Annotated in this window: 21 protein-coding genes; 10 read left to right on the forward strand and 11 right to left on the reverse strand. The window is 51.9% G+C overall.

Annotated features, from left to right (window positions below; all coding sequences use genetic code 11):
* The first annotated feature begins 158 nt into the window (after positions 1-158).
* The 7 genes from aceB (at position 159) to ACOQPU_RS15615 (ending at position 10,595) form a co-directional block, all read left to right on the forward strand.
* Positions 159-1,742, forward strand: a complete 1,584-nt coding sequence (gene aceB / locus ACOQPU_RS15585; RefSeq protein ID WP_420640756.1) for a malate synthase A — start codon at positions 159-161, stop codon at positions 1,740-1,742.
* 166 nt (positions 1,743-1,908) lie between these two features.
* Entirely contained in the window at positions 1,909-3,210 is a 1,302-nt protein-coding gene (aceA, locus tag ACOQPU_RS15590; RefSeq protein WP_420640757.1) for an isocitrate lyase, read from the forward strand.
* A gap of 289 nt (positions 3,211-3,499) precedes the next feature.
* Positions 3,500-4,246 (forward strand): AfsR/SARP family transcriptional regulator, encoded by a 747-nt coding sequence (locus tag ACOQPU_RS15595; RefSeq protein WP_420640758.1) that lies wholly within the window; start codon positions 3,500-3,502, stop codon positions 4,244-4,246.
* A gap of 264 nt (positions 4,247-4,510) precedes the next feature.
* Positions 4,511-5,026 carry a hypothetical protein gene (locus ACOQPU_RS15600; protein ID WP_420640759.1) on the forward strand — a complete coding sequence of 172 codons (516 nt, stop codon included), beginning with the start codon at positions 4,511-4,513 and terminating at the stop codon, positions 5,024-5,026.
* A gap of 44 nt (positions 5,027-5,070) precedes the next feature.
* Positions 5,071-6,618 (forward strand): DUF1800 family protein, encoded by a 1,548-nt coding sequence (locus tag ACOQPU_RS15605; RefSeq protein WP_420640760.1) that lies wholly within the window; start codon positions 5,071-5,073, stop codon positions 6,616-6,618.
* Positions 6,619-6,889: 271 nt separating this feature from the next.
* Positions 6,890-9,202 (forward strand): ArnT family glycosyltransferase, encoded by a 2,313-nt coding sequence (locus ACOQPU_RS15610; RefSeq protein ID WP_420640761.1) that lies wholly within the window; start codon positions 6,890-6,892, stop codon positions 9,200-9,202.
* Positions 9,203-9,281: 79 nt separating this feature from the next.
* Positions 9,282-10,595 (forward strand): DUF1501 domain-containing protein, encoded by a 1,314-nt coding sequence (locus ACOQPU_RS15615; RefSeq protein ID WP_420640762.1) that lies wholly within the window; start codon positions 9,282-9,284, stop codon positions 10,593-10,595.
* Positions 10,596-10,721: 126 nt separating this feature from the next.
* Here ACOQPU_RS15615 and ACOQPU_RS15620 read toward each other — a convergent pair whose 3' ends face one another.
* The 7 genes from ACOQPU_RS15620 to ACOQPU_RS15650 all read right to left on the reverse strand — a co-directional run bounded on the left by ACOQPU_RS15620 (position 10,722) and on the right by ACOQPU_RS15650 (position 18,593).
* The gene (locus ACOQPU_RS15620; RefSeq protein WP_420640763.1) at positions 10,722-10,853 is read right to left on the reverse strand and encodes a hypothetical protein; all 132 of its coding nucleotides are present in this window, start codon (positions 10,851-10,853) and stop codon (positions 10,722-10,724) included.
* Entirely contained in the window at positions 10,840-11,616 is a 777-nt protein-coding gene (locus ACOQPU_RS15625; RefSeq protein WP_420640764.1) for a carbon-nitrogen hydrolase family protein, read from the reverse strand. Before ACOQPU_RS15625 ends, ACOQPU_RS15620 begins: the two co-directional genes overlap by 14 nt.
* 192 nt (positions 11,617-11,808) lie before the next feature.
* Positions 11,809-13,266: an FAD-binding oxidoreductase gene (locus ACOQPU_RS15630; protein ID WP_420640765.1), complete on the reverse strand. Its 1,458-nt coding sequence runs from the start codon at positions 13,264-13,266 to the stop codon at positions 11,809-11,811.
* Positions 13,267-13,275: 9 nt separating this feature from the next.
* Positions 13,276-14,919, reverse strand: a complete 1,644-nt coding sequence (locus ACOQPU_RS15635; RefSeq protein WP_420640766.1) for a glycerol-3-phosphate dehydrogenase/oxidase — start codon at positions 14,917-14,919, stop codon at positions 13,276-13,278.
* Positions 14,920-14,984: 65 nt separating this feature from the next.
* Positions 14,985-16,475: an FGGY family carbohydrate kinase gene (locus ACOQPU_RS15640; RefSeq protein ID WP_420640767.1), complete on the reverse strand. Its 1,491-nt coding sequence runs from the start codon at positions 16,473-16,475 to the stop codon at positions 14,985-14,987.
* A gap of 53 nt (positions 16,476-16,528) precedes the next feature.
* The gene (locus tag ACOQPU_RS15645) at positions 16,529-17,509 is read right to left on the reverse strand and encodes a permease (RefSeq protein WP_420640768.1); all 981 of its coding nucleotides are present in this window, start codon (positions 17,507-17,509) and stop codon (positions 16,529-16,531) included.
* Between the two features lie 349 nt (positions 17,510-17,858).
* A complete protein-coding gene (locus tag ACOQPU_RS15650; RefSeq protein WP_420645848.1) occupies positions 17,859-18,593 on the reverse strand; it encodes a GntR family transcriptional regulator in 735 nt (244 codons plus the stop codon).
* A gap of 382 nt (positions 18,594-18,975) precedes the next feature.
* Here ACOQPU_RS15650 and ACOQPU_RS15655 point away from each other — a divergent pair, with 382 nt between their 5' ends.
* Complete coding sequence (locus tag ACOQPU_RS15655; protein ID WP_420640769.1) at positions 18,976-19,185, forward strand: cold-shock protein; 210 nt, start codon at positions 18,976-18,978, stop codon at positions 19,183-19,185.
* Positions 19,186-19,359: 174 nt separating this feature from the next.
* Positions 19,360-20,676 carry an META domain-containing protein gene (locus ACOQPU_RS15660; RefSeq protein WP_420640770.1) on the forward strand — a complete coding sequence of 439 codons (1,317 nt, stop codon included), beginning with the start codon at positions 19,360-19,362 and terminating at the stop codon, positions 20,674-20,676.
* A 14-nt stretch (positions 20,677-20,690) separates the two neighbouring features.
* Here the strand turns inward: ACOQPU_RS15660 and ACOQPU_RS15665 are convergent, their stop codons facing one another.
* The 4 genes from ACOQPU_RS15665 to ACOQPU_RS15680 form a co-directional block, all read right to left on the reverse strand.
* Positions 20,691-21,155: an aminoacyl-tRNA deacylase gene (locus ACOQPU_RS15665; RefSeq protein ID WP_420640771.1), complete on the reverse strand. Its 465-nt coding sequence runs from the start codon at positions 21,153-21,155 to the stop codon at positions 20,691-20,693.
* Between the two features lie 55 nt (positions 21,156-21,210).
* Complete coding sequence (locus ACOQPU_RS15670) at positions 21,211-22,554, reverse strand: hypothetical protein (RefSeq protein ID WP_420640772.1); 1,344 nt, start codon at positions 22,552-22,554, stop codon at positions 21,211-21,213.
* 58 nt (positions 22,555-22,612) lie between these two features.
* Positions 22,613-23,533, reverse strand: a complete 921-nt coding sequence (locus ACOQPU_RS15675) for an ATP-grasp domain-containing protein (RefSeq protein ID WP_420640773.1) — start codon at positions 23,531-23,533, stop codon at positions 22,613-22,615.
* 87 nt (positions 23,534-23,620) lie between these two features.
* On the reverse strand, positions 23,621-24,340 hold the full coding sequence (locus ACOQPU_RS15680; protein WP_420640774.1) for an esterase family protein: 720 nt from the start codon (positions 24,338-24,340) through the stop codon (positions 23,621-23,623).
* Between the two features lie 289 nt (positions 24,341-24,629).
* Here ACOQPU_RS15680 and ACOQPU_RS15685 point away from each other — a divergent pair, with 289 nt between their 5' ends.
* A complete protein-coding gene (locus tag ACOQPU_RS15685; protein WP_420640775.1) occupies positions 24,630-25,481 on the forward strand; it encodes a DegV family protein in 852 nt (283 codons plus the stop codon).
* Positions 25,482-25,494 lie beyond the last annotated feature (13 nt).

Below are 25,494 nucleotides of genomic sequence, written 5' to 3' on the forward strand. Positions count from 1 at the left end.
CTCCTTTTAGCGAATTTTCGCTAGGAATCGAGAAATCGCTAATTTGCTCTTGACACAGTGCATCATTTGGTTATACTTTTCTTCACAAACAGCGAATTTTCGCTAAACATGCGGATTTTACAAAAAGCGAAGATAGAAAATAGCAAGGAGCCTCCCACATGATCCACAAGTTCCAGCTTACTGGCGACATCCACCCCGGTTTTGAACGCATTCTTACCGAAGAAGCATTGAATTTTGTTGCTGCCCTTGATGATGCTTTTTATGAGCGGCGGCACACTTTGCTGAAGCAGCGGGACGTGCGCCAGGCACGTTTAGATGCGGGGGAGATGCCTGACTTTTTGCCGGAAACGGCCGTAATTCGCGAGTCTGATTGGAAAGTGGCACCCATCCCCGCCGACTTGATGGATCGCCGTGTGGAAATCACCGGCCCCGTGGATCGCAAAATGGTCATCAACGCGCTGAACTCTGGCGCCAATATGTACATGGCCGACTTTGAAGATTCTCATTCTCCCACCTGGTTCGACACGGTTCAGGGGCAAATTAACCTGAGCGATGCCATCGACGGCTCAATTACCTTCACCAACCCCAACGGCAAGTTCTACCAACTAAATGAAACGATTGCGACGCTGCTGGTACGCCCCCGTGGTTGGCACCTGGACGAGAAGCATATGCTGCTGAACGGCCGTTCCGTCTCTGCCTCCCTCTTTGATTTTGGCCTTTTCTTTTTCCACAACGCCAAAAAATTGTTGGACAAAGGCAGCGGCCCCTACTTTTACCTGCCTAAATTAGAAAGCCACCTGGAAGCCCGCTTGTGGAACGATGTGTTTGTGATGGCACAGGATATGCTCGGCGTGCCGCAAGGCAGCATTCGAGCCACCGTTCTCATCGAAAATATTTTGGCCGCTTTTGAGATGGATGAGATTTTGTACGAACTGCGCGACCATTCCGCTGGCTTAAACTGCGGCCGCTGGGATTACATCTTCAGTGCCATCCGCAAATTCCGTAAGCACCCTAGCTTTGTACTGCCAGACCGCGCCGAAGTGACGATGACGACGCATATGATGCGTTCCTACTCGCTGCTACTTATCAAAACGTGCCATCGGCGTGGCATTCACGCCATGGGCGGCATGGCGGCTCAAATTCCGATTAAAAACAATCCCGAAGCAAACGAAAACGCTCTAGGCAAAGTGCGCGCCGATAAGAAACGTGAAGCCGAAGACGGGCATGATGGCACCTGGGTGGCTCATCCTGCACTGGTGGCCATTGCCAAAGAAGAGTTCGACAAGGTGATGCCTGGCCCCAACCAAATTGAGCGGCTGCGGGAAGATGTCAACATCACTTCTGAAGATTTGCTCACAGTGCCGCAGGGCAGCATTACCGAAGCCGGGCTGCGTACCAACATGGATGTGGGCATTCAATACATGGCCTCCTGGCTGGATGGCAGCGGCTGCGTACCCATCTACAACCTGATGGAAGATGCCGCCACGGCCGAAATCTCACGCGCCCAAGTGTGGCAATGGTTGCACAACCCCGGCACCAAGCTGGCGGACGGCCGTTCCATCACCCCAGAACTCTTGCACGAATTGATGCCCGCAGTGATGAAACAAATAGAAACGGCCGTTGGCTCAGAGCGATTTGAACACGGCAAATACAAAGATGCTAGCCAGCTTTTCGAGGAAATCATCATCGGTAAAGAGTTCACCGAATTTCTGACATTGCCTGCATACGAGCGTCTCAATTAGAAACTGTAAAAGCCACAGAGGAAAAAGAGAAATCAGAGAAAAGATTTAACCCCTCTAAAAACTCTGTGGCTAAAAAAGATTTAGTGTTTTCGCGGCACAAGTCAAAATAATCGCCGCATATTTTTTTAACAATTGTGTTTCTTAATCAAAACTTGGAGGAGTGAGCATGTTAAAACAGTATGACGTATCGCAAATGGAAAATAGCTGGAAGTTTGATAAGCGGTGGCAGGGCATTAAACGGCCGTACACCAGCCATGATGTTTGCCGTTTGCGGGGAACCATCCAAATTGAGCACACCCTGGCCCGGATGGGAGCCGAACGTCTCTGGCGGTTAATGCACAAAGAAGATTATGTCAATGCACTGGGTGCGCTTTCTGGCAACCAGGCTGTGCAGATGGTGCAGGCTGGCCTCAAAGCCATCTATCTCAGTGGTTGGCAAGTTGCCGCCGATGCCAATGGCGTCGGGCACACCTACCCAGACCAAAGCCTCTACCCGGCCGATAGCGCACCAAAATTAGCCAAGCGCATCAACAACGCCCTCATGCGCGCCGACCAGATTTACCACATGAACAACCAAAACGGCGTTTACTGGTTTGCCCCCATCGTTGCCGACGCCGAATCTGGCTTTGGCGGCTCGCTTAACGCTTTCGAGCTAATGAAGATGATGATTGAAGCGGGCGTGGCGGGTGTTCACTTTGAAGACCAACTCTCTTCTGCCAAGAAATGTGGCCACATGGGCGGCAAGGTACTCGTTCCTACCCGTGAATTCATCCAAAAACTGGTGTCGGCACGGTTGGCCGCCGACGTGATGGGCGTACCAACCGTACTCATCGCCCGCACCGATGCCGACTCAGCCCAACTGATCACCAGCGATATTGACGAACGGGATCAGCCGTTCATCACGGGCGAGCGCACCTCTGAAGGGTTCTACAATGTGAAGGGTGGCCTGGAAAGTGCCATTGCTCGCGGCCTCTCTTACGCTCCGTATGCCGACGTGATTTGGTGCGAAACCTCTACGCCAGACCTGGGTGAAGCCAAAGAGTTTGCTGACGCCATTCATGAGAAATTCCCCGGCAAGATGCTGGCTTACAACTGTTCACCATCGTTCAACTGGCGACGCAACCTGGACGAGGACACAATCGCTAAGTTCCAGGTAGAGCTGGGCAATATGGGGTACAAGTTCCAATTTGTTACCCTGGCCGGATTCCATGCGCTAAACACCAGCATGTTTGAGCTGGCACTGGCTTACAAGCAGGATGGCATGGCTGGCTACTCACGGTTGCAGCAGCATGAGTTTGATCTGGAAGCCAGCGATGGCTACCGCGCTATTAAGCACCAAAGCTTTGTGGGAGCTGGCTACTTTGATGAGGTTCAACTGACGGTTTCCGGTGGTGAAGCGTCTACCGCTGCCCTAAAGGGGTCTACCGAAGAAGCGCAGTTTGATGATGCACCTGTACCAGCACACTAAAGCACCTTAATTCTTCCATTCACTCCTTGGTATGTAAAAGCGGGAAAGTATTTTGATTTAGACAGAGCCGTTCCTCACGCTTTTACTTGAGTAACTCACAATATCGCGGCTCGTTTTTATCAAGACACTTATTGTGATTTACAAAAAGAAACGGCCGTTTGTGGGAGACGGCCGTTTCTTTTTGTCTGCTTTCCCATTTCCCCGCCAATTTGGCACGTAAGCTAAACGTTAACTTTGCCCCTTTAGGATACCCTGACTATCAACAATTTGCTTCGCATCCAAGAGAACTATGCAGTCATTAGAGCAAAAAACATTTATCGAGCATGATAAGATGGTCGAATCTTCGACAGGATTGAAGATTTATTTATTTGGTTCACCATCTTTTTTCATTAACGGGCAGCCAATCGCCGACACATCGTCTAATAAAGTTGAAGCGTTGCTTGCCTATTTGGTGTGCCATCCTTACCCACACCTGCGCGATGCGCTGGCCTCATTGCTATTCAATGCCCAATCACGTAGACAGGCCAACAGCAATTTGCGGGTTCTGCTGTCTCGCCTGCGCCGCGTTTGCGAGGACAGTGTACTCATCACACGGCAAACGGTGCGGCTGAATCCAGCGTATGAGGTTTGGTTGGATACGGCCGTTTTTCAGCAAACCATCGCTCAACAACCGGAAGCAGCTATAGAGCTTTATAAAGGTGATTTCTTGGAAACTGTACAAGTGCAAGATGCCAACAGGTTTGTGGAATGGGCCGCGCTGGAGCGCGAAGAACATCGGTTGCTGGCCCTAGAAACCCTGTTACAGCTCATAAAAAAATATGAAGCGGCTGGCGAGCTGGAGAGAGCCATCTACTTTGCCCAACAGATCCTTGCCATTGAACCCCATCATGAAGGGTGGCACCGCTGGCTGATTCAGCTACATTTGCAGAATGGTCAGCGTACCGAAGCAGAAGCTCAACTAGCGGCGTGCCAGCAAATTATCCAAGAAACCTTTGAACAGGAACCTTCCCCAAAGACTCAATCTCTCCTTTCTTGAGAACATATCACAAATTGATCAGTGTCCTGATCAACACAGGTTCACACTGCTTCTGGTTCTTATCTGTGTAAAACAGTGTAAATCTGTGTCCTATTTGTTTTGATATTGTTGGATAGCCTTTCCCCACTTTACAAACAATTTACAAACGCATTGCAACTTTCAGGAATCTCTCCGGTATCTATAACCAGTAACGGACAGTGGCAAGTTCAAAAAGCTATCAACCAGCTACCAGCAACTAGCCACCAAACCTAAGGAGACATTCTCATGGTTGACGTGTATATCGTTGTTTATACCCTGCTTGGTATTCTGATCTGTTTGCCTGCGCTGCTGCTGGCCCTAAATTTGCTGATGCCCAAAATTACTCAGCGCATCGAAACGCGCCTGGAAAAAACGCCAGGTAAAAGTTTTGTGCTGGGCGTGCCGGTAACAGCCGCTTTCCTTCTCTGGATCGCCATTACTGCCAACATCCCCGGCCTTGGGCAAGGAAGTGCCTTTTTGGCTGCTTTTGTGGGCATGGGGCTGGGCACGTTGGGCGCAGCGGGCATGTCTCGGCTGCTGGCCAAACGAGTTCAGGTGTTGGTAAGTTCCAGTTCTGAGGCATTGAGTTTGCTGCGCGGCGCAGTAATGTATGAGCTGGCTTGCCTGTTTCCCATCGTGGGCTGGTTTTTGTTTGCGCCCGTTGTGGGCATTACGGTGATAGGTGCGGCCGTTTTCGGCCTGCTTGGTTGGCTGCCGCGACCGTCGGTGAGCGAGCAAGTAGTTGTGGCGAGTCAACAGTAATCAGTAATCGGTGAACTGATTACTAATTGGCGAAGGAATCTGACATGAGACTAACCAGGCGCGATTTCTTACGACTTGGTGGCTTAACGGCCGTTGCGGCCGGAACCGCCGGATGCAGTGCAGTGGGCAGGCAACTCTCACAAAATGAGCTGCCAGAAACGTTGGAGGTGCCAACGGCCGTTCCCGGCACGGCACCCCTCACCCAAGCCGCAACCGCGCTGCCTACCTTGGCCATCGATCCGGCACGGCGGTTGCTGAACAGAGCCGGGTACGGCCCCAGGCCCGGCGAAGTTGCGCGCGTCAATCAGCTTGGATTAGCAGATTATTTGGAAGCGCAGCTCAATCCCGATGGCATCGCCGATTTAGCAGGCGATCTCATTGCCCGACACCAAACATTGTACGAGATGGATGCCAGCGTGCTGGTGGAGCAAGAGCCGAAAGATGCCACCATCGAGTTAATTGGGTCCACTTTTATGCGTGCCATCTACTCCAAGCGGCAGCTTTATGAAGCGATGGTTGAGTTTTGGTCGGATCATTTCAACATTTACCTACGCAAAGAGCAGGTGATGCCTCTGGCCAAAATTGTGGATGACCGGGACGTGATACGGCCGTTTGCCCTGGGCAACTTCCGCGATTTACTGGCAGCCTCGGCCAAAAGCCCCGCTATGCTGCTCTACCTGGACAATATCCACAACGAAAAGAGCCACCCCAACGAAAATTACGCCCGCGAACTGCTGGAACTGCACACGCTGGGTGTGAACGGTGGCTACAGCCAACAAGATGTGCAGGAGGTCGCCCGGATGTTGACTGGTTGGACGGTGGCACGACGCGGCCGTTTGCGTGGGCAATTCATCTTTGATGAAGCGATTCATGACTTTGGCGAAAAGGTGGTGCTGGGCAAAACTTTCCCTGCTGGACGAGGCGAGGCGGAAGTGGAAGAGCTGCTCGATTTGCTGGCGTTGCACCCGTCCACGGCCAACTTTTTGGCCACCAAGCTAGTGCGCCGTTTTGTGGCCGACGAGCCACCCGCCGAGTTGGTGAACCAGGTGGCGGATACATTCCTGCAAAGCGGCGGTGAAATCAAGCCGATGCTGCGTGCGATCTTCCTGAGTGAGCAATTTGCAACTGCCCCTGCCAAGCTGAAACGGCCGCACACCTACATGGTCTCCGTGCTGCGCACCCTGCATGTGGATTTCGGCCTGAGACGAGGGCGCGCCATCGCTGACTGGATGCAAATGATGGGGCAACCGCTGTTCCACTGGCCCCCGCCGGATGGATATCCTGACATCTCGTCGGCGTGGACGGCCAATCTGCTGCCCCGCTGGAACTTTGCCCTGGCACTGCTGCACAACGAGATTCCGGGAGCCACCGTGCCGCTGGAAGATATTGTGGCGGCGGGCGGGGCAGAAACGGCCGTTGACATGCTGCAACTGTTTGGGGGATTGGTATACGGCCGTTCCCTGCAACCAAACGAACTGGCACTGTTCACCGACTACGTAGGCAGCCAGCCCAGCAACAACCGGGAAGGGCGGCTGCGGCTGCGCGATTGCGTCGCCCTCATGCTAGCCAGCCCTGAATTTCAGTGGACCTAAGATTTAAATGAGAAGGCTCATGCGCTCCCCTCTGAAGTTTAAGACGGCCGTTCGGCAAAGCGGCAGGAACTTTTATACTAAAGTCAACGCCAGTCCGCCAAGCCACCCCAGTTTTCTGGGCTCCGTAAAACACACCGCAGCCAATAAGAACGTCAAAGTACCTGATTGGTTCATTATCCCCTTGCCAGCTGTTTCAGGCGCGGCAGGGTATGTCCTTTGCGTCAGCCTCACAGACAATGGAAATCAGTTATTGCTAGCAAAAAAGGGAGTCATGTTTAGTCGTTTGTTGCGTGCGTTGTCTCGTCATACCGGCATTTTGGTGCCAGCCACAACCATCTTGGTTTTTATACTCATCGGCGGTGCCTATCAGCAGCAAACGCCTTTGCTAGAGACGCCGGATGAGCCAAGCCACTTTGCTGTTGCCAATTACATCGCCCAAAATGGCAGCCTGCCGCCCCGCCCCATTGAAACGCGCACGGGGCCAGCCCCCACCGTTTCTGACGACGTGCCGTTTTATTATGCACCGCCACTTTACTACTGGTTGGCCTCCTGGCTCATTGACCCGGCCGAAACGGCCGAATTTGCCCGGTCGGTTGTGCCAAACCCCAACTTTGAACGGGGCATTGGCATCAATTTAGGGGCTGGTGCAGACAATAAAAATATGTACGTGCATACGGCCGCCCAAACACCGCCGAATCTGGCAAGCTGGGCTGTCTCGATGCGGCGCGTTCGCCTGTTTTCGCTTCTGTTAGGTAGCTTAACCGTATTGGGAGGCTGGGCATTGGCGCAGCAGCTTTGGCCTAACAGTTGGCGTTGGCAGGCAACGGCCGTTTCCCTCATTCTGTTTAACCCGACGTTTCTTTATGTAAGCAATGGCGTTACCAATGATCCGCTGCTGATTGCGGTAAGCAGTTGGAGCTTTGTGCTAATGGGCAGCCTGCTGCTACAGCCAGGGTACGCCAAAATTGGCTGGCGGGAATGGCTGCTGGCCTTGCTGCTGGGCTGCGCCATCCTCACCAAGCAAACTGGCTTCATCCTACTGCCGCCTGCCTTGTTGGTGATGCTCCACAAAGCTCAGCGGCAGCAATGGGCACCTGGGCGGCTGCTGACTGTATTGGGCGCGGGGGCGTTGGTGATTACGGCCGTTGGCGGCTGGTGGTATCTATATAACAGCATCACCTATGGCGATCCGCTGGCATTGGAAAGCCATAATGCGCTTCCACCAATCGGCAACATGGCTGAACATTTGCAGTTTACGCTGGCGCAAAACTGGGGTGCGTTCAAAAGTTATTGGGCTGCCTTTGGCTGGGCCACAATTTTTGTGGAACCAGTTTGGTACGCGTATTTTATGGGGCTAACAGGCTTGGGGATAACGGGCTGGTTGTGGAAACGGCCGTCACGCAAACGTCACCAATTGCTGTGGCTGCCTGTGCTGCTAAATGGCGGTCTGTTGCTGGTTTGGCTGTGGCGCACGGCCGCGCCTTACGGCCGTCTTCTCTTCCCGGCCATTGTGCCCACAAGCTGCCTGCTGGTGCTGGGCTGGCAACAGTGGCTAGCGCGGCTGCGCTGGCCAGCGGCTGTGGGACAGTTGGGGATTGCTGTGCCTTTAGCCGTGCTGGCAATTGCCTCACCCACACGCTACCTGCAACCTGCCTTTGCACCCGTCACACTGGCCGCCACTGAAACAGGCGAGTTTGTGCCGCTGAATGCCATCTTTGGCAGCCAATTCCACCTGCTAGGTTACACGCTCAGTCCGCCCACCATGCAAGCTGGCGATACGGTCGAACTGACATTGATGTGGCAACTTGCAGCCCCTTCGGCTGCCCCCAACCAAATCGAGGCAGTTGTCCAGGTTGCCCCCCTAAACCCAGAGGCACAGGTTGCCGCTGCTTCCCAGCTTTTAGGCTCGTCGCGCTACCCAGCACCTTTTTGGCAAGCAGTGGAAACCATCCGGCAAACGTACCAAATTGCCCTAACGACAGATACGCCAGCTCCCAGTTTATACTGGTTTGATCTGGTGCTGCTGGATGAAGCTAGCCAGAGCCGTTTGCCCATTGTTTGGCAGGAACGGCCGTTGTCAGAGGCACTATTGCGAATTGGCCCCGTGCCAATCTATGCTCAGGAAGCTGGATTTTTGCAGGAAACGGCCGTGGCTACCCCAGCCATAGCTACTGAATACAACTTCAATGAGCAAATTCGGCTCAACGGATACACCATCGAACCAGCTACAAATGAGGTCGGCCTGAAACTGACCCTCTTTTGGGAATCCCTGGCTGAGCCAGCCGCAGATTGGACGGTATTTGTCCATTTGGTTGATGAAAATGGCGAACTGGCTGTTCAGGGAGATGGCCTACCGCGCAATGGCAATTTCCCTACATCCTGGTGGGCGACAGACATTATTGTTCCCGACACTCATTGGCTGGTAGGCGATTTCACCTGTGCCAATCTAGCCGATTATCAGCTTTTGGTGGGCTTTTATAACCCGGAAACGGCCGTTCGGCTGCCCGTGAGCGATGCCGCTGGTCAGCCCATCCCCAACATGGCTGTCGAACTTCAGCCAACCTGTGCAGAATCAGATTCGTAACGTTAAGGAGTCCACAGATTTCCCTCTTTCTTTTCTCTGTGGCCTCTGTGGCAAATTTATTTTTGAAGGAGCGTAAAAAATGAGCAAACAAACAATGACCCATTGCCAAGAGTATGAAACGGTTAGCCGCCGAACCTTTATGAGCCGAGGCGTACAGTCTGCCGCCGCGCTAATGTTTGGCAACAAGCTGGTGGCGCTGCCCACCTGGATGCCGCGCATCAGCCTGGCAGACCCGCATGTAGGGCCAGCGGGCGACACGCTGGTTTGCGTCTTTTTACGTGGCGGAGCCGATGGCCTAAACATGGTCGTGCCGCACGGCGACGACGACTATTACAGTCACCGCCCCCTCATCGGCATTCCCCGGCCAGATGATAATGGTGCCAGCGACGGCCGTACCGTTGATCTCGATGGCTTTTTTGGCCTGCACCCCGCGCTTGGTTCCCTGCAAGAGATTTACGCCGCAGGAGATATGACCTTCATCCACGCCACTGGCTCCCCAGATGAATCCCGCTCCCACTTTGAAGCGATGGATTTGATGGAGCGTGGCGCCACGGAAAACGGCGACTACACGGGCTGGCTGGCACGCCATCTGGCTACGCTGGACAGCGGCAACAGCTCCGCGCTCCGCGCCGTGGGCATTGGCGACATGCTGCCTGCGTCGCTTACCGGGGCTGTCTCATCCACTGCCCTGCAATCTATTGCCGACTACCATCTGGGGGGCAGGCCAGAGCAACTAGGGCAGATGACCAACTTGCTGCAAACGCTGTACAGTCAAAATGAAGATATGCTCACGGCGGCGGCGCGGCAAACGTTCGCCTCCATCGAGGTTCTTAGCAAGATTGATACGGAAGGGTACGTGGGGAACGGCCGTCCTTACCAAGAAAATGAGTTCGGCCAGGCAATGCGCATGGTCGCCCAGCTCATCAAGGCCGATGTAGGCGTAGAAGTCGCCTGCATAGACGTCGGCGGCTGGGACACACACGTGGCTCAAGGCGGCACCGTGGGCACAATGGCAGGCATCCTGCAAGAGCTTTCTGACGGCCTGATGGCGTTTTACGAAGATTTACAGGCACAGATGGGCAGCGTAACTGTCGTGGTCATGTCCGAATTTGGGCGGCGGGCGCAGGAAAATGGTGGCCTGGGCACCGACCACGGCCACGGCAACATGATGATGGTGCTGGGCGGCGGCATCAACGGCGGTCAAGTCTTTGCCCGATGGCCCGGCCTGCACGATGAGCAGCTCGTTGGCCCCGGCGACCTCGCCGTCACCACCGACTACCGCGACGTGCTGGGCGAAATCATCCAAAAGCGGCTCAACAACCCCTTGCTACCCGCCATTTTCCCGGATTACACTGTTAATTCATTGGGGTTAGCTGTACCTCGTATGGGCTAGGTGGGGAAAAGGGTTGATAGGATTCTAATCTGCTTAACAACTGCATCATTTTAATTGTAGATGTGCAATCCACGCGACGGAAATCGGCCGTAAGTCGGAAATTCGGTTGCTGGCTGATCTCGCGGATCAACATGGGTGTTGGCGTAAGCGATCTTCAAAAATGGCGGCTTGTTCATGGCATTGGTGCATCGCACGGGCTGCGGCGGCTGCTTCTGCCATGCGGCTAGGTGCCGTGGTGTTTGCGTTATTCTGGGACATATCGTGGATAGGTCCTTTTGCTTGTTTGGGCAAAAGTGAGGTCAATTTCTACAGTGGCGAAGGGGGTTTCTGCGTTTGTTGTGGCCAGTACCGTGCCGTCCGGATCGATAATCCACGACAAACCGCCGCAATCTGCTTTGCTCCCTTTGGGATACCAGAGGTTTGAGGAGAGGTTGTAAGCTCCGGCACAAACGGCCGAAGCGCGACCCCCTGCGAGCCATTTGTCGTTGGTTGCGTGTGGTGTGGCGCGAGGGACGCATAAAATATCTACTTTGGCTGCGGCATAATGGCGTGCCCACTCAAAGAACCACATTTCGGTACAAATTTGTACACCGATTCGCACGTCACCAAAACGAACCGTATCAAACGATTTTGGCCCACGATCGTACCAACTGTGTTCCCAATATCCTTCTTCATCCGGTAAATAATATTTTTCATGGAAACCGATGGCCTTATTGCTCGCTTTAGTCCAGATGTATGCTTCGTTTCGGCGGCTGCCGCTAGGTTTGATGATGGGACGGGTACCCACAACTGTACTTACCCCCAGCCTATTAAGATTGTCGATGTAGCGGGTATGGTTGTCCGCCGCTTTTTCCCAACGGATGGCATCCGGGGTTTTGTCGGCTGCAAGCCATTCAGAAAAGCCCATTTCTGGCAGAAGCACAAAATTGCTGCCCTCTGCTTTTATATGGCTGGCAAGCAAAGCAAGATATTGATCAAGTACGCCCTCTCTTGAATCGATTTGGCAAACTGTTACTTTCATTTCGCGCCTCCCTGCCTGTTGATTACAAAGAAGCTGTATCTTCTCACAATTCTGTAAGTGGGGCAGCCTGAGGACATATTGGCCAAATTTAGCAAATTTCCAAGCGAGTCATTACATTTGATCTTAAAAACTTCGGTATCAGGCAATATTTGAACAACCTGATACCGAAGCACATTAAGAAGATAAAAACGGTTACAAACCAAGTTTCTCGGGATTCATGATTCCTTTCGGATCAAGTGCAGTTTTGATCTTTTTCAGGACAGGCATGCTGCTGCCTAATGCGTCAGTCACGTAAGGTAGCCGGGCTAAACCAGAGCCATGATGATGAGAAATGGCTGCACCGTTCTTCACACAGATATGCATCGCCACATCCCAAACTTCCAAAAGATTGGCTTCTGCCGAAGCATCATCCACATCTTGGCCCAACAAGATAACATACAGTGAGGTGCCTTGTGGATAAACGTGTGAGAAATGTCCTAGCACTTCGGCTGCGTACGGGGCTAATGCTTCTTTAAGTTCGTAATACGTTTCTAAAATACCATCCCAGAAGTGGGCAATTTCAATCGTTTCGGCCAAACCACCCGTTTCCGCCAATAAATTTTCCACCGTAGAGAAGTCAAACCGTCGGCGCATCCATGCTTCAACTGCAGACGGGCCAATCTTTTCGCCACCCTCTGCAACACATAAATCCATAACGGCACCATACTCGGCCAGGGCAACAGTCTGCACACCTTCAAAGCCCAGGAACATAACGCATTTATCAAAGGTTTTGTCTTGCATGGCGTGGCGTGCCTCTACAAAGTCGTAAAAGCGCACCAAAAACGGCTTAAGCCCCAGCCGCATTATTTGCCGCATGACGGTGACACCGGCTTCTACGCTGTCAAAGGTTACAGCCTCAAATAGCCTGTATTCTGCAAGGGGGAAAATCTTGAGTGTCACATCTGTAATGACGCCCATCGTGCCTTCGGCACCCATAAAGATGTGCCGTAAGTCTGGGCCTACGGCCGCACGGGGAACGTTCATTGTTTCGACCACTTCGCCTGTAGGTAACACAACAGTGAAACAGACAACCAAATCTTCAATGCCACCGTAGCGGGATGAAAACTGACCCATTGCGCGCGTTGCCACCCAGCCACCCACTGTGGACCGATCCAGTGATTGGGGGGAATGGTTGAGGGTAAACCCGCGCGCATTTAATGCTTCTTCTAACCGATGTCCATATTTACCCGCCTGTACTTTGACAACCAGTGATTCATCGGAGAGGGCAATGATGCGGTTCATGCTCATGGTGTCTAGCACAATGCCACCTTTCGAGGGCAGGCCTTGCCCGGTAACGCTGGAGCCTCCACCCCACGGGGTGACGGGGATGTTTTTCTCGTTGGCCCATTTTAGTAATTTACTAACCTGTTCGGTGCTGTGGGCTTTGACAACAACATCAGGGGCAAACGGCCGTTTCCCTTGATTTTTCCACTTTGCCGCCACTGGCCACGCATCATAGCTGTGCAGGTCAATTGTTTCCTCATCAACCAGGACGGCATCTTCGCCAATAACGCTTTTTAATTCTTCGATCCAACTTAAATCGACAGGTTCATGCCCGTTGGAAAACGCGCTTTCTACATATTCTTTTAAGTTCGTCAGTTGCTTATCCATTTTTAGCTCCTATCCATGTTGCAAAGCTGGTTCAAAACGATTCTCAGCTACCCAATCACGATAATTATTATTTTGCTCCATTTGTGTCATCGCATCCCAGTCAAGCAGCCGACCCATTTCTGCGCCAACTGCGTCCGCAATGCCCAGGCCACCATCCCGCAACCAGTAAAACAAGGAGGCGCGGCGCGTGAAGAAGTCTGTGATGGTTTGTGCCATCTCTTCCTTCACAGCATACTGCACCTCAGCCGCAATGATGTTGTGTCCACCCATGCTGGCAGCTGCTTCGGGATCAGTTTCAATCATAGCGGCAATTTTTAAGGCGTTGCCACCGTAAAGTGCCACCAGACGTTTTTGAACGGCCGTTTCCAAACGCAATTCAGCCAGTTTTTGCTGGGCTTCCGCCATCTGCTGCTGACTGCCACCACTGACTGGCACATGCTGGCTGTTGCTCGGGTGAATGCCCGTCATGCTAAACAAGCTACTTAGCAATTCAACCGCTTTATCTACCACCTGCTGCCCCATGACGCGAGCCGTCGTTAGCTTACCGCCACCGATGGTGAGCAATCCGTTGGGGCTGGTGAATATTTCATGCTCCCGAGAGACGGCACTGGCGTTGCGGGCATCTTCCGGCGAAATGAGCGGGCGCAAGCCAGCCCAGGTGCCAATGATATGCTCCCGGCCCAAATTGCGTCCAGGGATGGTATGGTTGGCCACTTCCAATAAATAATCAATATCTTCTTCAGTCGCAACCACGTTGTCGAGCGGACCATCATAATCGGTATCAGTCGTGCCCACGTAAACCAGGTCACTATCCAATGCGGGGATAGGCCAAACGACCCGATTATCGCTGGGGGAACGGAGGAATACGGCGTGGTTGAGCGGAAAATCCTTTTTGCTCAACACGATGTGGACTCCCTTAGTGGGGCGCAGACGTTTGCCCTGCACCCCGTCTTCCATGAAGCGCACCTTGTCTACCCACGGCCCGCCACAATTAATCAGTTGCCGCGCTCGGATTTCACCCGTCTGGTTGGTAATATGGTCGTGAACCTGTGCGCCCGCAACACGGCCGTTTTCCATCACAAATCCAACCGCTTCCATATAGTTTGCCACGTGAGCACCTGCTTCACAGCCCCCCTTCATCGTTTCAATCGTCAGCCGTGCATCATCCGTTAGAAAGTCGAAGTAGTAACCACAGCCTTTTAAGCCATCTGGATTTAGATGGGGTTCGATGGCCAGCAATTTGTCACGGTTCAACATTTTATGCCGACGTTCGCCGGGGTTGCCGGAAAACAGATCGTAAATGGTTAAACCAGCGCGCAATTTGAGCATCCCCTCTGGATACCCTTGATACTGCAAGTAAAGAAACGGCCGTGGATGTGCCAGATGTGGGGCTAGCTGCAACATCAACTCCCGTTCTCGGCACGCTTCCCGCACCATCTTGAACTCAAAACGTTCTAAATAACGCAACCCACCATGCAACAACTTTGTTGAGCGACTGCTGGTTCCCCAGGCAAAATCATTCTTTTCAATGAGCGCCACTTTTAAGCCGCGCAAGGCTGCATCACGCAACGCTGCTGCTCCTGTAATGCCCCCTCCAATAATCAAAATATCATAAGTTTGTTCAGTAAACTCAGCCAATGTTGTACGTCTCATGGCCAGGCTCCTTTTAAGCAGTAACGGCCGTCTAGTTACGGCCGTTACTGCCAATCTCATTCAGGCTATTTGGCCCACGCCATGCTGCGTTGAACTGCTTTCGTCCACTCAGCATAGAGCTTCTCTCGTTCGTCCTGGGTCATCTTCGGTTTGAAAACCTTGTCTACAGATTGGCCAGCAAAGCACGCTTCTGGACTGCGCCAGTAGCCAACGGCCAACCCAGCCATATAAGCTGCACCCAAGCTGGTCGCTTCTGCCACAGACGGCCGTACAACCTCTACATCCAGCATATCTGCCTGGAACTGCATCAGGAAATCATTTTGCGATGCGCCACCATCTGCGTTAATGGTTTGGATATTTACGCCAGAATCTTTGCGCATTGTCTCAATGAAATCCTTCATCGAATACACAATGCCTTCCAGCGTGGCGCGTACCAGATGCGCCCGCTTGGTGCCGCGCGTAATGCCAATAATCAGGCCGCGTGCGTAGGAATCCCAATAAGGTGCAGACAAACCAGCCAAAGCAGGCACAAAGTAAACGCCACCGTTATCCGGCACGCTGGTTGCTACCGCTTCCGATTCAGCCGAATTGGCAATCATTTCCGCGCCATCACGCAGCCACTGCACGGCAGAGCCAGTAACGGCCGCATACCCTTCCAGCCCATACGTCGTTTCGCCATTCATGCGCCAAGCAATCAATGTCGTCAAACCGTTTTGGGAGATTTTGGCTTCTGGTCCAATGTTCATGTCCAAGAAGGTGCCGGTGCCGTGCGTTACTTTAACGTTGCCAGGTTCAACACAGCCTTGGGCAAACAATGCCGCGTGCTGGTCGGCAATAGCTCCTGTAATCGGCACGGCTACACCAAAGATGTCTGGGTCAGTCACGCCAAACTCGCAAGAGTCAGGGCAAACGGTGGGGAACAGGCTCATTGGCAAGCCCAAGAAGTCGAGCCATTCACTGTACCATTCATCATTTATCAGGTCATAAGACCCGGTTACAGATGCGTTGGATGCACCAATGGCATGTGTCTGGCCACCGGTGAGCTTGTAAATGAGCCAGGAGTCAATCGTACCGAAGGCGATTTCGCCTGCTTCGGCGCGGGTTTTGAATCCAGGCACATTGTTCATCATCCAGTGCAAGCTGAGTGATGAGTAAACAGGAGCAAGTGCCCAGCCGGTACGGCCGTAAACCTTCTCTGCCCACTCATCACGAATCTCTTCCACAAAATCGGCCGTACGCGTGTCTTGCCACACGATAGCGCGCGTCACAGGTTGGCCCGTCGCTTTGTCCCAGGCAACCGTCGTCGCTCGTTGGTTGGTGATGCCCACTGCCGCTAGATCAGTTGGGGCAACGCCACCTTCTGCCAAAGCCTGCTTAATCATCTCCACGGACTTTTCCCAGATTTCCATTGCATCATGTTCCACGCGGTCTGGAGCGGGATGATGTTGTTCAAATTCTGTGTAAGCCTGGGCTTTAACCTGGCTTTCTCGGTCAATAATTAAAGCGCGTGTACCGGTGGTCCCCTCATCAATAACCAAGATATATTTCTCTGTCATGAGTAAACTCCTAATTTAATTCACTCTTTATAGTAGGTAAGTTCGTATGTTGCCTAAGCTGAAGCTTGCTCTACGACGCCGACACTGGATTGCCGCATCATGGCAAAGGCTCCATAAAGTACCAAGACGACCAAAATAACAATAGCAATCGTTTCACTAAAGGCCCCGTACACCCCAACCGCCTGCAAGAGTATCGAAAGGCTGGTTAATACAACAATGGTGCAGGCAGGAGGGTCGATGTGGGTATCACCATGAACCAAGAATGTATTTGCCATATATTCGCCAACAATGCCAGCACCCATGCCAAAGACGGCACCCCAAATCAAGCTGCCGCTGGCAGTAGCGGCCACTGCGGCCACCAGCGTAATGTGATGCGTAACTGGCACCTGCACGCCCAGGCCCAAAAGTGACAAACTAATTGCTGAAATGGCGAATCCCATCACAACACCACCATTTTCTGCCCCAATTAGGAGGGCGATATGAGCCGACAGTACCCCAGCACCCAAGCCAATCATCAAACGTTGCGCAACAGTGCTTTGCCAGGGTAACCATTGAGTGTCTGGCCCTGGGGCATAACGCGCTTGCCCAGCTTTTACCTGACCAAAAACACCATTCCCCCACAAAAGGCGAGCCACAATAGCAGATACAACAACTGACAGTGCGACGGTATCTGTCCAAGCAAACGGAACGAGATTGAATGCCCAATTCAAAATGTAGGCACCTACACTGAAAATACCACCAATCAAAAGGACATCTGGGCTGTTTGTGCCCATCAGGGCAGAAACAATATCGCGCCCACTTTCAATTTTGCCTTTTCTGCTTGCGTAAGCAGCGGCAGCTACCCCGGCAGCAAAACCACCAACATGCGGGCCAAAGGCTGTACCTAAGGGAATGCTCATTAGGTCAGCCCCCGTTGCCTGAGCAGCAACGCCGACGAGAATGAGGAAACCCAAAATGACAAAAGCCTGCAGTGCGCCAATTGCTGCACCAAAAATCCCACCTGCAAATGCAATGAAAATACTTACCAAATCCATCTTAATTTCTCCTATTTCTTCTTAAAGAAGGTTCGTTTTCATTAATCTCTCGAATTCAAATTATGTTGCGGTAAATTGTCGCTGTGCCTCCTTCCATTGATGCAAGCCCTCAAGGTGGGTATAATTTGAAAGAGCAAGCGCACCATTCGCGATAACCTGAAGAGGCTCGCTTTTGAATGTCAACCATTTTGTTGCCGCAAAATGGCTGGCAGGTACGTTTTCTCAATCCCGAGCCAGACAGAAATGTCTGGCTTTTCTATTGAACAGAAATCAAAATTCTCTTGTGTAAATAATTATGGTAGGTACAGGTAACGGCCGTTAACCCTCTTCCTCATCTTCAAAAAGCAACTTAACGTTCTAAAACGATTGTCAACGAAAATCGGTCGCCCCGATTGTAGCAATCTGCATATTTTAGTGGGGTTCCATCATCTGAATAAAGCACGCGCTCACCGTACAGGATGGGGTTCCCCTCTGACAAGGCAAGAACAGAAGAAATATGCGCGTCTGCAATCTGGGCCTCAAGTCTCTCGACCACATTCGCCACCGGAAAGCCCATTTTTTCAATCATTTGCCAAACATGCTGAGATTCTAAATGCAAAGAGGCTTCATCTGCTTCAACTAAACTGGGGAACAGTTGCACCGGTAAATAAGCATCGTGGTACGTAATTGGCGTGCCGTCCACCAGCCGCAAGGTAGCCAAACGAATTAATAAATCTCCCACTCGTAAACCAAGTGCTTCTGCCATTTCTTCATCTGCAGCAATAATTTCCTTTTTCAGCAAGCGCGCTTCTGGTGTACGGCCGCTACGGCGACAGCTCTCAAAGAAATCTGTCAGCTTTGTATGATCACGTTGCACAGTTGATTGGCTGACAAACGTGCCGACGCCATGCCGACGGTAGATTAGGCCCATTGCAATTAAATCATCAAGACTCTTGCGAATGGTCATACGGCTGACGCCAAACTGGACGGCCAGTTGATCTTCTGATGGCAGTTTGTTGCCCGGTTGCAATTCGCCCGCCTGAATTTGGGCATTAAGTGCATTTCTAGCTTGAATGTAGCGCGGTAGGCCTGTGGTATTGATCATATGTGTCACTTAGGAGGTATTTGAATAACTCGTACAGTTGTATATACGTCTATACATTACCACATTTGCCTGAATTTTGTCAACCCTTTTTGTAAATATTGAACAAATTGCTCAATATCCATGCTGTGTGCCCGAAAAAAGGTAGGGCAATTTGAAGCTCAGGAGCAAAAATAAAAATTTTATTGACGAGAAATTGAGAATCGTGTACGCTTCTGGGGTAGATTTCGCGAGATTGTCCTGGAATTCATAAGCGTTACCCGGACTCAAAAAGTCGGGAAGCGCTTTTTTTATGGCAAAATCGCACGGTGAACGGCCAAATTTAGAAAAATAGATGTGGTTACAAAACGGCCGTTTACATAGAACCACAAGGAGATTTTTTTCGATGTCAGATATAACAACCGGAACTGTCAAATGGTTCAACGATTCAAAAGGCTTTGGCTTTATTGCTGTAGATGATGGCGATGATGTATTCGTTCATTATTCAGCAATTAATGGTTCCGGCCGTAGAACTTTGTACGAAGGTCAACGCGTCGAGTTTAGCATTGAAGCTGGCCCCAAAGGCCCGGCAGCTGCTAACGTAACGGCCGTCTAAAGTTTTAAGCACAGTTTTGAAGTTAAGAAAAGGCACCCAACCGGGTGTCTTTTTTGTTGCCTGCAAACTGGATGGAACTTGTGCAACAAGTTTGGCGTTTATGTTGTGGAAGGCTTGAGAAATGATTCACAAGCCACATAAACTAAAAAATTTGTTTCGAGGAGAAATTTAGAAATGAAGTTTCATATCAAGTTTGCAAAAATGTTCACTTTGAGTTTGCTGATTTTATTCACAATCATTGCCTGTAGCCCCGCAGGTTCCGGGGGCGATCTTGAACCCGATCTCGATGCCACGCCAAGCCTGGACAATACGGATTGGGTGTTAGACAAGTTTGGCCCAGAAGGTGAGGAAACGGCCGTACTGCCCAACACATCCATCACCCTGAACTTTGCCGACGGCGGCGCGAATGGCTCGGCTGGCTGCAATAACTACTTTGGCGAGGCCACGCAGTCAGATAACGCACTTAATTTTGGTGCTATTGGCTCTACCCGAATGGCCTGTCCGGAAGCCATCATGCAGCAAGAAAATGCCTATCTGGCAGCTCTGGGAACCGTAAATTCTTTTACTTTGGAAGATGATCAATTGACGCTGCAATATGAAGATGGCATTTTATTGTTTACCGCTGGTACACCTGAAGAAGCAAATGATGAGGCCGCGGAAAATGCCAAAACTTTGTTTGTGGGCTCCGAATTGGTAGATTGCGTAGGCGTTGCTCCACAACAATGTATGCAGGTGAAAGACAGCCTGGATGGTGAATGGACGCTGTTCTATGACCAGATTGTTGGGTTTACGTTTGAACCCGGCTTTGAATATGAACTGCGCGTTACGGAAACCGAAATCGAAAATCCGCCAGCGGATGGTTCCTCGCTTGAGGTGGCTTTGGTGGAGATTGTAAGCAAAACGGCCGTCCCCACCCAGCTACCAGAAGTTAATGAGCTGATTGGGAGCAGTTGGGTGTTACTATCCTTTGGGCCTAATGACAACCAAACGGCCGTCTTGCCAGACACGGAACTCACGCTCAACTTTGATGGCGAACAAATCAACGGTTCGGCTGGCTGCAACAGCTATTTTGCAGAGGTCACGGTTGGTGAAGATGGTAGCCTCGCGGTGGGGCTGATTGGCAGTACGCTGATGGCTTGTGTAGATGACGGCATCTCCCAGCAAGAAGCTGATTATCTGGCAGCATTGGGGCAAGTTACCAGCTACACGTTGGCCGAAGAGCAGCTAAGGTTGCATTACGAAGGCGGGCTGCTGATTTTTGTAGCAAGTGAAGCAGCAGCAGCTGAAGAAGTTGTGGATTGGGAAACGGCCGTATCCATCCTGAATAGTGGCGACGTGGTTGAAATCTTCCAAACTCACAGCCTGGACGTGACGCTGACGTTGGTAGACGGCCGTCTCATTAAAACGGTTGAACCAGCGATTGATGACATTTTTACGGCCGTTTCCGACTGCGGCGAGCCGTGCAGCCATATCATAATGGCAACCGAATAAACTGACTCGCTTGATTAAAGCGAAACAGTTTCAACAGCGTCTCCCAACGCTGTGAGCAGATCGGCCGTTCTCATGAGGACGGCCGTTCCTCTTACCCCAGACCCCAGCGAAATCTCCGTTTGGTTAAGCACCGATTGATCAACAAGAATATGCAAAGGCATTGGCAGGCCAAAGGGTGCCACCGCGCCAATTTCGTAGCCGGTCACGCGCCGCAGCTCGTCTGGCTTGGCCATCGTCAGGCGAGAGAGCCCCAGCGTGCGGCGTAGCTGCTTCCAGTCGATCTGCTGCGGCCCAGCGACGAGCACCATCAGGAACTCACCCTTTGCCAGGCGAAAAAGCAGGCTGCGCACCACCTGCTCTGGCTGCTGGTTACGCTCGGCAGCAGCTTGCTCCAAAGAGCGCACCGGGCCATCGTGGGTGAAGAGAGTATAGGGGATTTGCTTCTGGTCGAGTTCGCGGGTAACGGGGGTTTCAATCATCTCACTATTTTAGCAGCGAATTTACCTGAATTTCCACAAAACCAGCCACTAACCACTATCTTTTCTCAACAACGAAGGTGGGCACGGTGGAGCCACCCCCGGCGGAGACGTTGAGCAGCGGGTCGGTGGAAAGGCGAGTGAGGCAACCGTCTACGTAGTCGCCGTGGAAGATGAAGGGGGCGGTGTCCAGCATGCGGTTGTAGATTTGCAAACGGCCGTCAATAATGCTCGGATACGGCTCCTCAGGAATGACCACCCGTTCCTGCACGATGTACGGCTCTGCCAGGGCTTGCTCTACTGCCTGTTCCCAACCGCTGGCGTTGGTTTGCCAGCCCAGCACAATGCCGTGTCCACCATAATCGTCGTTTGGCTTTAGCACCAGCTGGTCTTTGTATTTATGCATAAAGGGAATCAGGTCTATGGGCAGACCGCCGTAGGTGGTTTTGCGCTCCTCCACGGTGCGCGTCCAGGGAATGTGGTTGTGGATGACGGCCGCTTCCTTTTTATTAAATAGGTGGGCATTTCGCTCATCGCTGAGCACAGAGAGGCTCATCTTTTTGTACAGCAGCTTGCAGCGAAACGGATTTACCATGGTCACATTGCCATCGCGCACAGCCCGCACCACCGGCTGATCCATCCCGCCGCGCTCAATCAATTCGGTAATGAGCACGCGCTTGTAAATAATATCAATCGCGAACCCTTCATGGTGCAGACGGCCGTTTTCATACATCACATTGCGCGGGTCTACAATCTTGGCTTTAAAGCCTTGCGAACCAAAATATTGGGTGAACAGCTCGAATTCGCTGCGCGTGGGCACGTCGTGCCAATCCAGAATGCCAATTTGGGGGCGACCAGTGCCGCCGCCTTGCCGATACGAATCTAGCAACACATGAAGGACGCTGTGGCGCGTGGGCAACGGCCGTACCGCATAATGGCGCAAATATTCACCCATCACCGGCAGACCGTAAAACACCTCGTTTAGGACGTCGTTGTAGGCAGAAGCGGCAGGAACTTCCGCATTGTATTCCGTAAATTTCAGCTCGCTATTCTCGGTAACGTAAAACGCATCAAGCCGAGTGAGCGGCGTGTGCCCTCTGTACTTCGGCTCATGTTTGATCAGCTCTTTTTCCCAATCTGACAGGCCGAACTGGGCACAAAACTCCGCATCCTGCACCGCCAGTTCTGAGATTTTCTCGAAGGCGCGCAGCAACGGCCGTATTGATTTACGCAAGAAAAGATATTGTTCCGGGGTCAAAAAGCGAGGGCGCAATACGGTACACAACGGCCGTTTGCCGAAAAACAGGCCTCGCTGCTGCATCTGTTCTGTTAGCTGCCCCTGCGACTCTGCCGCCAGCTCATCGGTCAATAAATCATGGTAGGTTCGTATTGCTTCCTTCAATGCCACTTTCTCCTCCGTCAATCAGTCACCTCGTCGCCCCAATCCCCCCTTCACCCGTTCAGAACAAGTCGCTCCAGCGCATCTTGCTCACTTGCGCCCCTGCTTGCTGGGCCAGACCAATGCACAGATCAGCCATGCCTTCCACACACCAGCGATGGAATTCATACCCCAGCGAGTTGACATCCATGTCTGGTGCCGGATTCATGAAGTCGATGGCATATGGTACGCCATCACGGATGGCAAATTCACAGGTGTTCATGTCGTAGCCAAAGGCGCGGCACAGCGTTTGGCAATCAGCCACGATGCGGTCGTACATTTCTTGTGACAAGCCTTCGGGATGGCTATATTGGCGGGTGTTGGGATCATACCGCATGACCAGCACCTTCTCTTGCCCCAGCACCATGCAGCGGATGTAATCTTCCCACTCGATGAACTCTTGCAGTACCATTGTCAGCAAGCCAGATTGGTCGTAACTGCGGTACAGCTCTTCCATGTCGTGACAGATATACACTTCTTTCCAGCCGCCGCCGTGCGCATCTTTTAGCACACAGGGGAAGCCACCAATGTACTCTACTAAATCTTGCCATGGCATTGGGAATGCCAAATTGCGCAGGCTTTTACTATGGTCAATACCTGGGATGTAATCTTTGTTGGGGAGAGCGGCCGTTTTGGGGCTGGCCAGGCCAAGTTTGGTAATGAGCGAGGCACCGAAAAATTTATCATCGGCCGTCCACATGAATGGATTGTTGATAACGTAAGTGCCTTGCAGCATCGCATTTTTAAGATACGAGCGATAGTAAGGCACCTCATGCGAAATGCGGTCTACAATAACGGCATACTCAGACGCCTCATTCATCTGTGTGCCACCAATAGATACATATTCGGCGGTAACGTCTTGATTACGGCCGTTCACCTCCTCAATAAACGCTGGTGGCCACGACCATTCCATCCCAACCATCAAACCAATCTTCTTTGTCATGCGACCTTCTCCTTGTCTTAGTTTGCTAGCGATTGGTGGCTAGTTGGCATTATTTTGAAACTAGCCGCTAACCACCAGCCACATTCTCTAATCATGTCCACCAATGTAAGATAACAGCATCTTCTCCCAATATGGCCAATCGTGGCTCCAGCCATCCCAAATGCGTAGCGCGTTGCCAATATCTTTTTGCCATAGCGCCGCAGAAAGAAATTCATTGTTGGCACGCAGCCCATCATCTTGCCCAACCACTAGAATAATATCCAGTTTCCGCAGCAGCTCCAGCCGATGATGGTCATGCTCATTGGGTATGTAAGCACAAGGATTATTGGCGTAGATATGGCCATCGCTATGCCCACTGGCCCAGCGGCTAATGTCATAGATACCGCTGAGACCAATGGTGCGGCTTACCAAATCTGGACGGCGCAGAGCCAGGTTAACCGCATGGTACGCTCCAAAGCTGGCTCCCACGGTAATCAAAAATGGGTTCTGGTTTTTGAGCCAGGATAGGGGCAGCACTTCGTTTACCAAGTAGTTTTCATACTGAACCTGCCGCCAGGCGCGCGCCCCAGGATGCTTCCAGTGAGCGTACCAACTCTCAGCATCCACGCTATCGACGCAGTAAAGCTGTAGCCAGCCCTGGTGAATGTGATGGCCTAGTAGGTTCATCATGCCCCGGTCTTCCCACTCATAAAAACGCCCTTTGGAGGTGGGAAACACCAGCACACGAGCACCGGCGTGGCCAAAAACCAGCAGTTCCATGTCTCGTTCCAGCGCTGGGCTGTACCAACGATGATATTCTCGATTCATTTGTGTCTCTCTTCCTAATTATTGGACTTACCAGACAAAGCTGGGTTGGTAGATTATTGTATCAATTTTTTTACAATCACCCTAAAATTGCAAAAGCCAAAAAGATTTTTGCATTCGGTTGGGCACACATTTGGCTTTACCATACTGTTTTTCATTTTTTGCAAAACGGATTGGTGTACAGAGGGTTACAATTAGTTAGTGCGGGATTGGGAAACGGCCGTTTCCCAATCCCGCACAATGTGGTAAAACGAGAGAAATTTTTGGAAGAGCAAATAGAGGAGACCCACTTATGAGCAAAGCAAGAGTTGCCGTGGTTGTAGACAGCACGGCATACATACCCCCGGCCCTGGTTACCCAATACAACATCCACGTTATTCCTCAGATTCTAAATTGGGAAGGCAGCAGCTTGCGGGATGATGTAGATATTAAGCCAGATGCTTTTTATAGTCGGCTGGCCACAGCCAAAGAGATGCCCACTACCTCACAACCTTCGGCAGGTGAGTTCCACGAATTTTTCAGCAAAGTTGCAGAAACGGCCGAATCTATCGTGGCCATTCTCATCTCAAAATCGCTCAGCGGCACGCAGGCTTCGGCCCAGGCGGCTGCCAGCATGATGGAAGATTATCCGATTGAGATTGTAGATTCACAATCTGCTGCAATGGGCTTGGGCTATATGGCTCTTGCCGCCGCCCGTGCCATTGAAAATGGTGCAGATTATAAAGAAGCAGCCGAAGCCGCCCGTGCCATCGTCAGCAACATGCGGGTGCTGTTTGTGGTAGACACGCTGGAATTTTTGCATCGCGGGGGCCGCATTGGCGGTGCCCAACGCCTCATTGGCTCCATGCTCTCTATCAAGCCAATCCTGCACCTGGTAGATGGCAAAATTGAGCCGCTGGCCTCAGTGCGGACCAAGAAAAAGGCCATTGCCCACCTGCTAAACGTGGCCCAGGAGGAAATGGCGGGTAAATCTGGGGTGAAAACGGCCGTAATCCACGCCGCCGCCGCTGCTGACGCTGAGAAGCTGCATGACCAACTGGGCCAAATCCTAAACCCGGAAGAAACGCATATTGTTGAACTGAGTCCGGTGGTGGGGGCACATGTGGGTCCCAAAGCATTGGGCGTCGTTTACTTTGCTGCCTAAACCAATATCGCAT

This window comes from Candidatus Leptofilum sp. (assembly GCF_965223285.1).
Taxonomy (GTDB): Bacteria; Chloroflexota; Anaerolineae; order Promineifilales; family Promineifilaceae; genus Leptofilum.

Bases quoted from the DNA above. Each gene is read 5' to 3' on its own strand.
- aceB (WP_420640756.1), top strand. From the start codon at position 159: ATGATCCACAAGTTCCAGCTTACTGGCGACATCCACCCCGGTTTTGAA.
- aceA (WP_420640757.1), top strand. From the start codon at position 1,909: ATGTTAAAACAGTATGACGTATCGCAAATGGAAAATAGCTGGAAGTTT.
- ACOQPU_RS15595 (WP_420640758.1), top strand. From the start codon at position 3,500: ATGCAGTCATTAGAGCAAAAAACATTTATCGAGCATGATAAGATGGTC.
- ACOQPU_RS15600 (WP_420640759.1), top strand. From the start codon at position 4,511: ATGGTTGACGTGTATATCGTTGTTTATACCCTGCTTGGTATTCTGATC.
- ACOQPU_RS15605 (WP_420640760.1), top strand. From the start codon at position 5,071: ATGAGACTAACCAGGCGCGATTTCTTACGACTTGGTGGCTTAACGGCC.
- ACOQPU_RS15610 (WP_420640761.1), top strand. From the start codon at position 6,890: ATGTTTAGTCGTTTGTTGCGTGCGTTGTCTCGTCATACCGGCATTTTG.
- ACOQPU_RS15615 (WP_420640762.1), top strand. From the start codon at position 9,282: ATGAGCAAACAAACAATGACCCATTGCCAAGAGTATGAAACGGTTAGC.
- ACOQPU_RS15620 (WP_420640763.1), bottom strand. From the start codon at position 10,853: ATGTCCCAGAATAACGCAAACACCACGGCACCTAGCCGCATGGCAGAA.
- ACOQPU_RS15625 (WP_420640764.1), bottom strand. From the start codon at position 11,616: ATGAAAGTAACAGTTTGCCAAATCGATTCAAGAGAGGGCGTACTTGAT.
- ACOQPU_RS15630 (WP_420640765.1), bottom strand. From the start codon at position 13,266: ATGGATAAGCAACTGACGAACTTAAAAGAATATGTAGAAAGCGCGTTT.
- ACOQPU_RS15635 (WP_420640766.1), bottom strand. From the start codon at position 14,919: ATGAGACGTACAACATTGGCTGAGTTTACTGAACAAACTTATGATATT.
- ACOQPU_RS15640 (WP_420640767.1), bottom strand. From the start codon at position 16,475: ATGACAGAGAAATATATCTTGGTTATTGATGAGGGGACCACCGGTACA.
- ACOQPU_RS15645 (WP_420640768.1), bottom strand. From the start codon at position 17,509: ATGGATTTGGTAAGTATTTTCATTGCATTTGCAGGTGGGATTTTTGGT.
- ACOQPU_RS15650 (WP_420645848.1), bottom strand. From the start codon at position 18,593: ATGATCAATACCACAGGCCTACCGCGCTACATTCAAGCTAGAAATGCA.
- ACOQPU_RS15655 (WP_420640769.1), top strand. From the start codon at position 18,976: ATGTCAGATATAACAACCGGAACTGTCAAATGGTTCAACGATTCAAAA.
- ACOQPU_RS15660 (WP_420640770.1), top strand. From the start codon at position 19,360: ATGAAGTTTCATATCAAGTTTGCAAAAATGTTCACTTTGAGTTTGCTG.
- ACOQPU_RS15665 (WP_420640771.1), bottom strand. From the start codon at position 21,155: ATGATTGAAACCCCCGTTACCCGCGAACTCGACCAGAAGCAAATCCCC.
- ACOQPU_RS15675 (WP_420640773.1), bottom strand. From the start codon at position 23,533: ATGACAAAGAAGATTGGTTTGATGGTTGGGATGGAATGGTCGTGGCCA.
- ACOQPU_RS15680 (WP_420640774.1), bottom strand. From the start codon at position 24,340: ATGAATCGAGAATATCATCGTTGGTACAGCCCAGCGCTGGAACGAGAC.
- ACOQPU_RS15685 (WP_420640775.1), top strand. From the start codon at position 24,630: ATGAGCAAAGCAAGAGTTGCCGTGGTTGTAGACAGCACGGCATACATA.